The following is a 13,559-nucleotide window of genomic DNA, read 5'->3' on the forward strand; positions in this document are numbered from 1 at the left end:
CCCAGCCGTGGCTGACGATAATTACCCGACTACCTGAGCCAAAGAGATTAATGTGGGCAATACCCATTGATGTTTGCAAGTTTAGCTCTTTTTCTGGCTTGATTTTTTCAAAGTTATACTTACGTCGACTATAAGGATTCATCAATATATTTTCGCCGACAAAGGAGCTAAAACTAGGGGCAAGTGTACTTATTGTTGCGGTGATCCCTCGTGCTATGGAAGTTAAACCAAATTTTGAACCGGCATTGTTAAAGTAACTAAACTTCATATCAAGTATCCATATTAGAGTTAAAAATCAAATAGTACGACTGTACTTTTATAATAGTTTGACTGTACTATTTTGTAAAGGGCTTTATTCATAAGGTATTTTACTTTTATGAAAGAAAGGGGAATAAAGCTCGGTCAATGGCATTACTTCTCATGAAAGTACTGTCATTAAAGTGCCAGCATCAAATTATAAGCAGTGGCGGCTTAGTTATGCTGTAAATCTATTTAGCAGGAGCTAGTTATTAAGGGAAGGGTAATAAAATCTGACTCGCAGGAGGTAGTGACAGTGCTCTAAGCTTGTTGTAATAAAGGTTCCCGGGCTTCAGTTTTTTTAGTAACCATAATGTATAAATTATGGTTACTTTGACCGTTTACAAAGCAACTTAGCGGCTCTAGCTTGCCGGTAGCTTAACTTTTCTCAAAGCCACAGTAACTGTTCTTTGACAAGTTAGTGGCTTATAAATTTTCATTTGCTAAATTATCGCGTGATAATTCTACTTTCGGCAGACGCTTTTTGAACTCTCTTTTTAAAAAGTAAAAACTCACCGATGCTTGAATACACACTGTCGTTACAGAGACATACCAAAGTTGTTCAATTTGAAAATCATCTTGCTGTGATAACCACAGGGCAGGGATAATAAAAGTGATTAAACGAGTAGCTGTACTAAACAATGCTGGCATGGTATTACCGAGGGATTGAAACATACCCGAGCAGGTAAAAACTATTCCTGATGGCACAAAGTTCCAACAGATGATTTGCAAAAATACCACACTCACTAACAACACTTCTTTGTCATCAGAAAACCCCTGTACCAGCAAGTCTGCCTGGCTTAAACACACTAAAGTGAGAATGGCCATCAGTGAGCAAGTCATGATGGCCGACCAAGTAAAGGTTTCTCTCACTCGCTGATAATTTTGCGCGCCAAAGTTTTGCCCTGCTATGGCAGGCGCAGCAAAAGCAATAGCCATGGCCGGTAAAAATAGCGATTGCATTATCCGTGAGCCTAGGCCAAATCCTGCTTGTGCATCGGCGCCGAAAGGTTGAATTAACCAATAAATGGTGCCCATATAAACAAACATTAAAAAGAACTCGCCACCGGCAGGTAAGCCAATAGCCAGTAACTTTTTTATGCGTGGTACATCAATAGACCAAAGGGCGAAATCAACGCTGACGTACTTATCTGTTGTTTTAAAGTAATAACATAAAAGAATCACCGCAAAGATAACCGATATCGAGCTAGCAAAACCAGCACCGGCAATACCCATGGCATAACCAGTTCCCCAGCCAGCAATCAATATCGGTGAAAGGATAATGTTAACTAAAATAGAAAGAGTTTGAATGACCATAGTAGGCTTAACTATCCCAGTTCCACGTAATGCTGAGCTAATAGATACCATGACAAACTGCAATGCCATACAGGGAATAAACCAATAAAGGTACGCTAAGCCCATCTGCACAGTTTCTAGGTCTTGTGATATTAAATTAAGGTAAGCCTCTGCCCCTAAATAGCCAATAATACAAACCACTACGCCAGTGACTGTAGATAACATCATAGATTGGTTGAACGTTAAGTTAGCATCTACTTTATTTTTTGCGCCTACGGCATGAGAGATAAGTGCCGCGGTACTTACATTAAGTATTTGGGTAAGTGCAAATATTAAAAACATGGCATTACCCGCCAAGCTCAATCCGGCTAAAGCAGCCGCGCCTAACTTACCAACGAAATATAAATCGACGATGAAATATAACGTCTGAATAAACATGCCTATCATCATGGGCAATGCCATGTTAATTAGATGTTTAGGAATTGAGCCTTGAGTAAGATCTTTCATGTTCGGTAAAACCCATATTTTCTTGAATTAGGTGAGTGATTAGCTGGAAGAATACTGCTTAAAACTTGCTATGTTTTCTGACGAGATAACATAGCGCATCTCGATATTTAAATAAATGCTATCTGTAGCTTTATATGAAAAGATTAAATTATCTATTGGTTAATAGCTATTTTTCTTGGTGAAGCTTATCTCTTACGGTCATAACTAGCCATTACTGGGTCGTAAGACAACAGCTTGTTTTAGGGGCGGTGATATTACGTTGGGCAGTGCTACGTTTAAACTTAAATTTAAACTTGCCTAAAGTTAAAAATTCAAAAAAAAGTAATCGACAACTGCAGCTTTAACTAAAACTTTACATAACTCAACTTTTATGTACCATTACTCATTGATTTTTATTGTATTATTGTATTATTGTATTATTGTTAAGGAAAATAAATGAAGTTACCGTTATGGATTTTAGCTGTTTTAGCGCTACTGATAAATTTTTCGGTTAGCGCGGCTAAATTAACTTACGCAGACTATGCCAAGCTTCCTGAAAAAAGCATGGTGGTAATATCACCGTCGGCAACTAAGTTAGCTTATCGCCTGACACAAAATGGTCATGATATGTTAGTGGTGATCGACCTTGTTAAAGGTGACATCCTCAGAGCAGTAATCATTGATGAAATTGACCCTGATAATGTTTACTTTATTGATGATAATCGCTTGATTTTAGTCGCTTCAAAAAATTCTCGTTTATTTGGTTATCGAGGACGTCATGATATTAGCGTCGCTTTTTCATTTAACCTTGATTCGGGCAATATTCACCAATTGATGACTGCGGGTTATGGTATTTATCAAGGACAAACTTCTTTAGGTGGTGTTGTTGGTATCTCGGCTGATGGTCAATATGCTTATATGCCTGCTTGGCAAACTGAGTCTCGCTATAATTTGCTTAAAGTAGATTTGACTAAAAAGAAAAAACCTCGCAGGCATAAAAGAGGTACTTACGATACCATTGATTATTTTGTCAATGACAGTGGCGAACTGCTAGCGCGAGAACGCTTTAATAATGATAAAAACCTGCATAGTCTTGAAGCCTGGCTTGATGATAGCTGGGTAAAAATATTTAAAGAAGAAACGGACATACGCCATGTTTCTTTTGTTGGTGTCACGCCAGACCGGAAAAGCTTAGTGATGATAAGGCAAGATGATTCACATGGTCGCTGGGCTTATCATACTATTTTTCTTAAAGACGGTACCATTTCAAAACCAATATTTAGCCATAAAGACCGTGATGTTGAAACCGTATTAACCGATATTAATCGCGTGGTTTATGGTGTTCGCTATTCTGGCTTTAAGCCCACTTATGAATTTTTTGATGACAAACTAAATAAGCGCATGCGCGGTATGGCGGCGGCATTACCTGGTAATGCTTTGACCATAAGTGATTATACTCCTGATTGGTCGACAATTATCTTTCATATGACGGGAATGGGTAATTCTGGACAGTTTATCCGTTACCAAAACGGCGAAATAGATTTACTGGCTACAGCACGTCCTAAAATTACTGCTGAGTATGTTAATGATGTAAAAGAGACGTCTTTCCAAGCACGTGATGGCTTAACTATTCCTACCTTATTAACCCTACCTAAAGGTAAGGTTGTTAAAAATCTTCCTGCCATTATGCTACCCCATGGCGGCCCGGAATCTTACGATAAAATACAATTCGATTGGTTGGCGCAATACTTTGCTAATCAAGGTTATCTCGTTATTCAGCCACAGTTTAGGGGCTCATCAGGTTTTGGCTCAAATCACTTACAGAAAGGGCGAGGAGAGTGGGGCCGTAAAATGCAAGATGATTTAACGGATACTATTAAGGCATTAGCAAAACAAGGCAAGATAGACGCAGAGCGTGTTTGTATCGTTGGTGCAAGCTATGGCGGTTATGCTGCGTTAGCGGGAGCTACCTTTACGCCGGAACTTTATAAGTGTGTGGTCTCTATTAATGGTGTTGCAGATATCCCAAGTATGCTTAGCGCTGATCGACGCAAACATGGTAGTAATCATTGGGTGGTTTCTTATTGGGATAAGGTTATCTCTAATGGTAATTTAGAAGAAGATCACCTCGAAAAAACATCACCGATAAATTCTATTAACAACATTACCGCGCCAGTACTGTTAATACATGGTGAGCACGATATAGTGGTGCCATTTCATCAATCGGAAGATATGTTTGATGAAATGAAAGATGCTGATAAGCAGGTGACTTTTATTGAATTAGAGGATGGTAATCATTACTTAACGGATGCTAATAATCGCGCTATAGCATTAGAGGCAATTGATAAGTTTGTTAATAAGCATATATAAGATACAGGCTATCTACCATGGAAGTCTTACTGGAAGTTGACGTTTTTAAGCCGCTTTAAGCCGGAAGTTGAGATTTTTCCGGATTTATATAATTCTTTAGATAAATTTAAAATTTCAGGTAAATATCTAGGTCTAGTTATTTTGACTGTTCGCCATGTTAATACCGAAGTTCCTGTTAAATTTTCCAAGCAATCGTCTTAGCATTAATGTTAGAAGTACTAATAAGCTAACCACGCCAGCACTACCACCATAAATATGTGTTTCTTCATAGTACTCAATATATTCGACATCATAATCACTGCTCTCTAAGGGTAAGGCATATAAGCTATTACTGTCATCACTGCTATAAGAAGCGACAATATTGGGGTAGCCAACTTCATAAAGATCGATTAATACATCGTAATGATTAGGGGTAAATCCCTGAGCTAAGGTGCTATAAACTTCAAAGGTATCATCAGAGCTTTCCCCATAAATGACAAAGCTGTCGGTAGTGTAATAGTGCTGCCAAGGGCCGCCGTTTTCACTTAAATAAAGTTCAGCATAAACCACCGCTTCATCATAAGGGTTGTAGGTTATTAAGTCGGCATCAAAGGTAACGCTAAAGGTTTGATAATAACCATCCGCATCAAAATCTTCTATTAACTGTGAGTAGCCTTCATAAATGACAAAGCTGCCGTCACTAAAACTTCTACCTGTGGTGTTAACGTTTTTAATTTTAGCCATGTTCTTAAATAAACTGGCTGAACTTTGTTTGCGATCTTGTTGTTTTTTTTGATTGATGACTTCATTACGCGTGCTAGCCAAGGCTTTATTTTGTGCTTGGTCGCTATCGTTCAGTAGTATTCTTTGTTTTATAGCTTGCATCATTTTCTCTGTTGATGCCTTGTTAGTGACGTTTGCTGATTGCCCGAGAGAGTAGCTTTGCATTGCAGTTTTTGTTTCGGATACATTTATATCGTCAACTTGTTCAGCAAAGCTTGGTAGTGTCATTAACATCAAAGTTAACATTAAGCTTAACTGTAGGCTGGTTGATACGATAGGTGATAACTCAGCGGTTGCTTCTGATAAGTATCTTGATGTTTTTTTTAATGTCACTATTGATGTGGCTCTTGTTGTAACTCTGCAAGATAACTGTTTGATAAAGTTATTCATCATTAAATCCTTATACGTTTAATTAATGCTATTAAAGCGCAGGTAAGATGAACTCAAGCTGAACATGTTGAAACATCCAGATCAGGCACTATCAAGGTGTTCATGCTTTGTTCAGTTAGTAATTTGTATCATTAAGGGAAACTTGGTTTATTTGCGACCAGCATTCTTTTACACTGAGTGTTATATAGGTTTATCTGCATTAGGGTTTGAGATGAAATTAAGAGTTTTTTTATTAACATTGTTTATGAGTGTGCTGACATTGAGTGCCAGCGATGCCTGGTCGGCAGAAAAGCAGGCTAACAAACAAGGTAATAAAAAGGTTACTAGCTCAAAACAGGCAGCGAAGTTAGTACAAAATAAATATGGCGGTAAGGTCTTAAAAGTTAATAAACAAAAAAACAATGCCGGCTATAGAGTCAAAATTGTTAAGCCTAATGGCCAAGTGGTTTCAAAAAAGGTCAACGCTAAAACCGGTAAGATAGAAAATAATTAATATAAAAAATTGACCTGAAGAACTAGCTAGAAGGAATAAATTGCTATGCGTTTACTTTTAGTTGAAGACGATAAAGCCTTGCAGCAAGAGCTTCAACAACAATTAGTTTTGCAAAACTACTCGGTCGATGTCGCGGCTGATGGTGAAATTGCTTTATTTCAAGGGTTGGAATATGACTATGATATTGCCGTTATTGATTTAGGTTTGCCTAAAATAGATGGTACTACTGTTGTTAAAACCCTAAGAGAAAAAGGTCGAAACTTTCCCATTTTAATTCTTACAGCCCGTGATCGCTGGCAAGATAAAGTTGCTGGCTTAGACGCTGGCGCAGATGATTACCTCACTAAACCCTTTCATGTAGAAGAGCTCAGCTCGCGCTTAAATGCGTTAATTAGACGCAGCGCGGGAAAAGCGAGTTCCATCATTAATAATGGCCCATTTAGTTTAGATACCACGACTTCGCAAGTACTGGTTGAACAGGTAAGTATTAGTTTAAGTGGCCATGAATTTAAAGTGTTTAAATACTTAATGCTACATGTCGGGGAAGTGGTTTCTAAAACCACCTTAACCGAGCACATATATGATCAAGACTTTGACTTAGACTCTAATGTCATCGAGGTATTTATCAGGCGTTTGCGGAAAAAACTTGACCCTGAAGGTAAACATAACTTCATTGAAACTAAACGTGGCCAAGGCTATCGTTTAATTAACTTTACAGCCTAGGTATTTTCTTGCTGCTATTCATTAAATTTTTTGCTAAAAGTTCTTTAAGCGTTTTCTTAAGCTCTTTCTTTAATTCGCTTAAAGTACGTTTGATGGTGAGCTTATTGGCGATGGTGATTGTTATATTGCCAACCGTTGCTTTTATTATCATGAATTCATTTGAAAAACACATGGTGCTTAGCATCGAAAATGAATTAAGTGCCTATAGTTATTCCATTTTGGCGGTGGCCGAAGTCGAACAAGCTCAGCTAATCATGCCAGAAGTATTAATCGAAAATCAGTTTAATGTCAGTGGCTCAGGCTTATATGCTTTTATCTCGCAGCAAAAGAATAATCAAGCAGACAAAATCAATAATACTCGAAAGGATGAAAGCGTCACCTTATGGCGTTCTCAATCACTGCTAACGCTGACTTTACCCAATAAACTACCAGAGCCATTAGCAATGCTGACAACGGGGGATAAGCTCTTTACCAGTATTGAACTCAATGGCTTATCTTTGTTTATTTATAGCTATGCGATAAGTTTTACTGAGGGTGAACATAGCTTTCCAATGACGGTTCATATCATCAAAGATAAGCAAACATTTCTACTGTTCATTAGCGACTTTAAACAGCAACTTTGGTTTGGTTTAGCAATTTTAATGGTCATTATATTGTTGCTGCAACTTGTCTGGCTGATGTGGACCTTAAAACCCTTATCTACCTTAGAACATGAAATAAAAGCGGTTGAACAGGGCAAAGCAGAAAAGCTAACCAGCATATATCCTAAAGAGTTAGCTAAGCTAACCACGCAATTAAATCAATTATTAGCCACAGAACAAAAACAAAGACAACGTTATCGCAACGCTTTATCTGACCTTGCCCATAGTTTGAAAACACCGCTGGCGGTTTTACAAGCGCAAAGGGATATCTCAGCGGTAAACCAAGAGCAAATAAATCGCATAAACTCGACCATTGACCACCAATTAAAACGTGCGCAAAGTGCCGGACATTCTTCTTGGCTGTTAGGCATTAAAGTCAAACCCGTGCTAGATAAGTTGCTTAATACTTTAGCTAAAATTTATCATGATGCAGATAAAAAAGTAACAGTTAAGCTAACGGGAAAACTCACCTTTAAAGGTGATGAAGCTGATTTATTAGAGCTGTTAGGCAATCTGCTTGATAATGCTTATAAAGCGGCGAAAAGTTCTATTATGCTAACGGTTAGTCAACAAGGTGATGCCCTAGTTATTTGCATTGAAGATGATGGTGTAGGTATAAAATCACAACAAATTAGCCAAATACTAGAGCGAGGTGTTCGTGCTGATACTTACCAAGAAGGCCATGGTGTAGGCTTAGCGATAGTGCGTGATTTAGTAGCAAGTTATCAAGGTCAGCTGCACATAGCTAACTCTGCAGCATTAGGTGGAGCAAAGTTTACCCTTACTTTTGCAAATATGGGGTAATGAATAATTAACCAAAATATCATCAAAGCTGATGTTAAATACTCAGCAGTATATCTTCAGCTGAATTTTTCCCTATGCTTGATATTGTTAGCTGATTGATGTTATTACTTGCCTAACTATTGAAAAAGCAATAAAGAACCCTATATCATTGAATATCTTAGTGGAGTGATTTTTTTCATGTGGCGTAAATTAGCAGTAATGTTATTTTTATTAGTATTAGCTCAAACAGCTAATGCTTTGCCGATCTCAGAAAAGATTGATGATGACTCAGCTAGTAACGTCTCCATTGCTCAAATTGACCAGCAAACTGCTTCGTTTTTCGATAGTGATGAACCTGAAGATGTATTTAATTTACCAAGATTAACTAGACTTACCCCCTCACTATTTACTGCTGAAATACAAACATCACCCAACTATGTATTAGTAGTGGAGTTTTTCAAAATAAAACTAACTGCGGGCTTGTTTAAAAACCTGACGAATCCGCCGCTCATAACTCATTGGTTTGAACAATTAAGTCACAAAACTAATTCATCTCGACTTTCCGGCTGGAAAGACGGTAACTTCTTGTATGCATCACGCACTACTTACCACAGCTAATCCATCACTATACAGTTTAATTAAATTATCAATTGGTATTTTCTGAACTGTAAAAATTAACTATTTCCCCTTTTTCCAATACCGGTGCCAATGACCGGTAACTTGCCGTATTTGCTTTTTATTATTTTTATTGTTTCATTTTAATGAATAATTCAAATAAAACCATTGAGTTATAGTAACTCCGGTGAGTCTATATTTAGAGATTTTATGATGAATTCACGGACAACTAAGCAGGTAAAAACTGCTAAATGGCAAAATATTGTCATTCTTTTGATATTACTATTTATGCTTATTAGCGCATTACCCAACTTGTATATCGATAAGGTGAATATCCACCTTATAAACAACACTCATTCCCAACAAATTTCACCTCAGGACATTAATACTTTACTTAGCGAACATAAATTTTCTGTTGATAAAATTAGCACCTCTACAGCAAGTACCACTATTACTTTGGCTAATAAAGCGGAGCAACATGCCATTGAAAGTCTGCTAACCAAGGAACTAGGTGATAACTATTCAATTGAAAGTTCGATAGAAAACACAGCTCCAGCATGGCTGAAATCATTGGGCGGACAACCAATAAAGTTAGGTTTGGACCTAAGTGGCGGTGTTTTATTTGTACTTGATGTCGATACTGAACGAGCATTAGCTGATCGGTTAAAAGGTATCGTTTTAGAAATTAGGTCTTTAGCGGTAGATAGCCGCACTCGTATAGACAAAATATCACAACCTAACAACCACTCTATTGTGATTGATTTTGGCCAAACTAATGAAGGCACTAAGCAAGAAAATAAAGATGTTCTGTTAAGTGAAATTAAGAAAAATCATCCTGAGTTAACTCAAAGTAAAGGGGATGATAATCAAATTTTTTTGACTTACTCCTTACAAGAGCAAGTCAAGTTTCGTCAAGAAACCATGCAGCAAACGCTTAAAACCATGAGAGGGCGAATAGAAGAGTTAGGTATCACTGAAGCGGTAACCCAAAAGCAAGGAAAAAATAGAATCCGCATTGAGTTACCAGGTGTCCATGATCCCGAAGCCGCCAAAAGGATTATTGGTGCTACGGCTTCACTAGACTTTTATCAAATGGCTGCTAATTCCAATAGTGTCGGTATTATTCAAATGCTTGATGACAATGGGCGAAAGCTAAGAATGAATGCTCAGGTGGTATTCTCGGGGAGCCATATTAAAAATGCTAAATCAGGTAAAGATGAAATGGGCATGCCATTAGTAAACCTGACTTTGGATAGTGTTGGTGGTAAGAAAATGTCTATGTTCTCTAAAAAGAATATTGGTAAACCAATGGTAACGGTATTTTCTGAGTTTTATCGAGATGCGAAAGATGAAATGGTTAAGAAAAGTAAGGTCATTAATGTGGCTACTATCCAACAGCATTTAGGCTCAAAATTTAGTATTACCAATATGTCTAGTCCACAAGCGGCACAAGAACTGGCTTTATTATTACGAGCGGGATCATTGACTGCACCGGTAACCATAGTAAAGCAGCGTAGCATAGAAGCGACTCTCGGCGAGGATAATATAGAGCATGGAATTAAAGCGTTAACCATAGGCATTTCTTTTACTTTATTGTTTATGACCTTTTGGTATCGCACCTTAGGCGTTATCGCCAATGTAGCATTGGCATTAAATTTAGTTAGTTTACTTGGCTTAATGTCACTCCTTCCTGGCGCGGTACTGACACTTCCGGGCATAGCCGGTTTAGTGTTAACGGTAGGTATGGCAGTTGATACCAATGTACTTATTTTTGAAAGGATAAAAGAAGAATTAAAGCGGGGTCGCCAAGTACTCTCTGCAATTGAAAGCGGTTATAAAAGTGCATTTTCAACCATTCTCGATGCCAATATTACGACCTTGATCACCGGGATAATTTTATATTCCATCGGTTATGGTCCGGTCAAAGGTTTTGCCATCATTTTATGTTTAGGAATCTTAACCAGTATGTTCACTGGGGTATTCGTTTCAAAAGCGTTAACTAACTTATTAATTCGTGATAACAAGGCGCAACTACTTGGAGTTAAATTATGAATAACTTCACTTTAAAGCTAACAAAAAACTTGAGTAAGCTTCGCATTATAAGTGCCTATTTTGCTGTAATAATGGTGCTAATTTCTTTATTGGGTTTATTTAACCACGGACTTAACCTTGGTTTAGATTTTACTGGCGGATACTTAACCGAGTTCTCTACACAACAATCGATAACTCAGCACAAAATGTCAGGGTTATTAACGTCATATTTACCAGATTCATTTCAGTTATCTTCTGCCGATAATGGTACCCATTGGAGCGTACAGCAAGCGGATAATGATCTGAGCTTAAAAGGAAAAGCATGGTTAAGTGAGTTTTCGCAGCAAAGTGGCTTAACCATCACCCCGCAAGACTCCATTTATATCGGTAGCCAAGTAGGTGAGGAGTTAATTAACCAAGGTGGACTCGCGTTATTAACTGCGGTGATGGTTATACTACTCTACTTATCTTTACGGTTTGAATGGCGCTTGGCTGCCGGCTCTGTCATTGCACTTTTCCATGACGTGATTATTGTACTTGGACTCTTTGCCTGGTTTGATATTTCATTTGATTTAACCATTTTAGCAAGTTTACTGGCAATTATAGGTTATTCACTAAATGATTCGATTATTATCGGTGACAAGGTTCGAGAAATAATGAAAAGAACGAATGATAAGAATATAGATAGCATTATTAACCAGGCGATAAAATCAACCATCGCTCGCACCTTGATAACTTCTGGAACTACGCTCACAACGATATTAGCAATATGGATTTTTGCTGGTGAATCATTATCTGGCTTTGCTATTGCGCTATTTTTAGGCGTTTTAGTTGGTACTTTTTCTTCTATTGCTATTTCGGCGACAGTGCCACAGTTACTGGGACTTACTGCTGATTACTATCACAAAAAAGAACAGGAGGTTTGTCAATTACCCTAATTGAGTTTTTTAGGGGATCTAGCTACTGACTTTATGATTGATAGCTAGATACTTTGAGGCAGGTTCTTTGAGGTAGATATTAACTGCCAATAATTCATATCCAAGAAGGGCAGGGTATTATCAGTTGATAAAGTCGTTCTCTTAATAGTATTTGTTCAGCCTTTGTTCAGCTTAGCAGGGGTACTCTAGTTTATATAATTAGCAATGAACAAAGGTGATCTTATGTACTTTCGTCAACCCCTATGGCATAACCGGTTAAAATACCCAAGGATAAGATGGCTGTTTTTGCTATCTGCCCTAGTTTTGTTAACCATAGTTTTCTCAACTAAGTCATTAGCACAAGAAGAGCAAGAGCCCTTGTTGTCTGAAGCAGAGCTTGCGCAAACGCTAGCTCCTATTGCCTTATACCCAGATACCTTACTCACTCATATTCTTATTGCCTCGACTTATCCCATAGAGGTGATTGAGGCTGAGCGTTGGCTCGATAAACATTCGACCTTAACGATAGAGCAAGTACATAAAAAGTCAGCAGCTAAAGATTGGGATGCCAGTATTAAAGCACTATTAGCTTTCCCTCAAGTCATGGCTAAATTGAGTGAAGATCTTACTTGGATGCAAAAGCTCGGCGATGCTTTTTTACAAGATGAAGCCAGAGTACTGGCCAGTATTCAAACTTTAAGGCAGCAGGCTGAGCAAGCAGGTAGTTTGGCCAATATGGATAATGTTCAGGTGATAAAAGATCAGCAAGTTATTATCATAGAGCCAACACAGCCAGAAATTATTTATGTACCTTATTATGATACTCGCGTGGTCTATGGCCGTTGGCATTGGTCACACTATCCGCCGGTCTATTGGCATAACCCGCATTATTATGCGACACATCACGGTCATTTTTATTGGGGCACTGGTATTCATATCAGCAGTCATTTTTTCTTTAGTGCCTTTCATTGGCATAACCGCCATGTAGTGGTTAATCACTATAATCGCCATGGTTATCACCCAAGAAATAAAATAGTTATTAGTCATCATGCAAAACGTTGGAGCCATCAACCTCAGCATAGACGTGGTGTTGCCTACAGTAGTGGACGATTAAAGCAAAAATATTACGGCACGCGTCCTAGTAGTCATCACAATAAAGTTGTCCGTAGTAGCAATGTTCACCGTAATAAAGCGGTTCACAGTAGCAATATTAGAAGTACTAATGTTAAAGGTGCTCATGTTCGAAGTAGTAATGTGAAAGGTACTAATCTTAAAAATAATAACACTCACGTTACTCATACCAAAAGTAATAAGGTTCACAGTAAAAAACAGGTTAAAAAAACGGTACATCATTCGAATAACAAACATTACCTGGCGCATAAACAGCCACATCTTAACTCAGCAGTGAATAGCCAAGCGGTACATCACCAAGCCAAGCAAAGTAAGTCGTATCAATCGAAGTCAGTTTATAAACACCCTGTGTCAAAGTCCTTACCGAAGCAATCATCAAAACAAGCAACAAGGCACTCGACCAGACAAGCACCTAAGCACACTGTGCGGGCGAATAAACAGCATCAAACTAAACATCATTAAGCAGAGTTTTTCTGAGGTAAACGAGGAGGAAATTAGTATTTACTTTAAAAGGTACTATAAGCACAGCTTATAGTACTGGTCGGATTTTATCGTTGGTTAATAGGGATAACAAGCCGCACAATTACTTTAACAAATAGCGGCGGCCTAGTTAAAGCGTCTTAC

The 13,559-nt window shown here is 38.0% G+C and carries 10 protein-coding genes and 1 pseudogene; 8 read left to right on the forward strand and 3 right to left on the reverse strand.

The genetic code is table 11. The features are described 5' to 3' along the window. Nucleotides 1-268, reverse strand: a pseudogene (locus HRT50_RS09210) (alpha/beta hydrolase); the annotation flags it as partial. Nucleotides 269-723: 455 nt separating this feature from the next. After that, a complete protein-coding gene (locus HRT50_RS09215) occupies nucleotides 724-2,100 on the reverse strand; it encodes an MATE family efflux transporter (RefSeq protein WP_291613686.1) in 1,377 nt (458 codons plus the stop codon). 435 nt (nucleotides 2,101-2,535) lie between these two features. Here HRT50_RS09215 and HRT50_RS09220 point away from each other — a divergent pair, with 435 nt between their 5' ends. Beyond that, on the forward strand, nucleotides 2,536-4,449 hold the full coding sequence (locus HRT50_RS09220; RefSeq protein WP_291613688.1) for an alpha/beta fold hydrolase: 1,914 nt from the start codon (nucleotides 2,536-2,538) through the stop codon (nucleotides 4,447-4,449). Nucleotides 4,450-4,581: 132 nt separating this feature from the next. On the opposite strand, the gene HRT50_RS09225 is transcribed toward HRT50_RS09220, so the two are convergent. After that, the gene (locus HRT50_RS09225) at nucleotides 4,582-5,544 is read right to left on the reverse strand and encodes a choice-of-anchor H family protein (RefSeq protein ID WP_291613690.1); all 963 of its coding nucleotides are present in this window, start codon (nucleotides 5,542-5,544) and stop codon (nucleotides 4,582-4,584) included. Nucleotides 5,545-5,812: 268 nt separating this feature from the next. Here HRT50_RS09225 and HRT50_RS09230 point away from each other — a divergent pair, with 268 nt between their 5' ends. From HRT50_RS09230 to HRT50_RS09260, 7 genes are all read left to right on the forward strand, one after another. Next, the gene (locus HRT50_RS09230) at nucleotides 5,813-6,094 is read left to right on the forward strand and encodes a PepSY domain-containing protein (protein WP_291613692.1); all 282 of its coding nucleotides are present in this window, start codon (nucleotides 5,813-5,815) and stop codon (nucleotides 6,092-6,094) included. Between the two features lie 45 nt (nucleotides 6,095-6,139). Continuing rightward, nucleotides 6,140-6,817 carry a response regulator transcription factor gene (locus HRT50_RS09235; protein ID WP_291613694.1) on the forward strand — a complete coding sequence of 226 codons (678 nt, stop codon included), beginning with the start codon at nucleotides 6,140-6,142 and terminating at the stop codon, nucleotides 6,815-6,817. Between the two features lie 92 nt (nucleotides 6,818-6,909). Beyond that, nucleotides 6,910-8,262, forward strand: a complete 1,353-nt coding sequence (locus tag HRT50_RS09240; RefSeq protein WP_291613696.1) for an ATP-binding protein — start codon at nucleotides 6,910-6,912, stop codon at nucleotides 8,260-8,262. A 177-nt stretch (nucleotides 8,263-8,439) separates the two neighbouring features. Beyond that, on the forward strand, nucleotides 8,440-8,859 hold the full coding sequence (locus HRT50_RS09245) for a hypothetical protein (protein WP_291613698.1): 420 nt from the start codon (nucleotides 8,440-8,442) through the stop codon (nucleotides 8,857-8,859). A gap of 207 nt (nucleotides 8,860-9,066) precedes the next feature. Next, a complete protein-coding gene (secD, locus tag HRT50_RS09250) occupies nucleotides 9,067-10,908 on the forward strand; it encodes a protein translocase subunit SecD (RefSeq protein ID WP_291613700.1) in 1,842 nt (613 codons plus the stop codon). Then, nucleotides 10,905-11,825 (forward strand): protein translocase subunit SecF, encoded by a 921-nt coding sequence (secF, locus tag HRT50_RS09255; protein WP_291613702.1) that lies wholly within the window; start codon nucleotides 10,905-10,907, stop codon nucleotides 11,823-11,825. Before secD ends, secF begins: the two co-directional genes overlap by 4 nt. Nucleotides 11,826-12,047: 222 nt before the next feature. Then, nucleotides 12,048-13,397, forward strand: a complete 1,350-nt coding sequence (locus HRT50_RS09260; RefSeq protein ID WP_291613704.1) for a DUF3300 domain-containing protein — start codon at nucleotides 12,048-12,050, stop codon at nucleotides 13,395-13,397. Nucleotides 13,398-13,559: the final 162 nt, after the last annotated feature.

The sequence above is a fragment of the Colwellia sp. genome (genome assembly GCF_013215345.1).
Taxonomy (GTDB): Bacteria; Pseudomonadota; Gammaproteobacteria; order Enterobacterales; family Alteromonadaceae; genus Colwellia.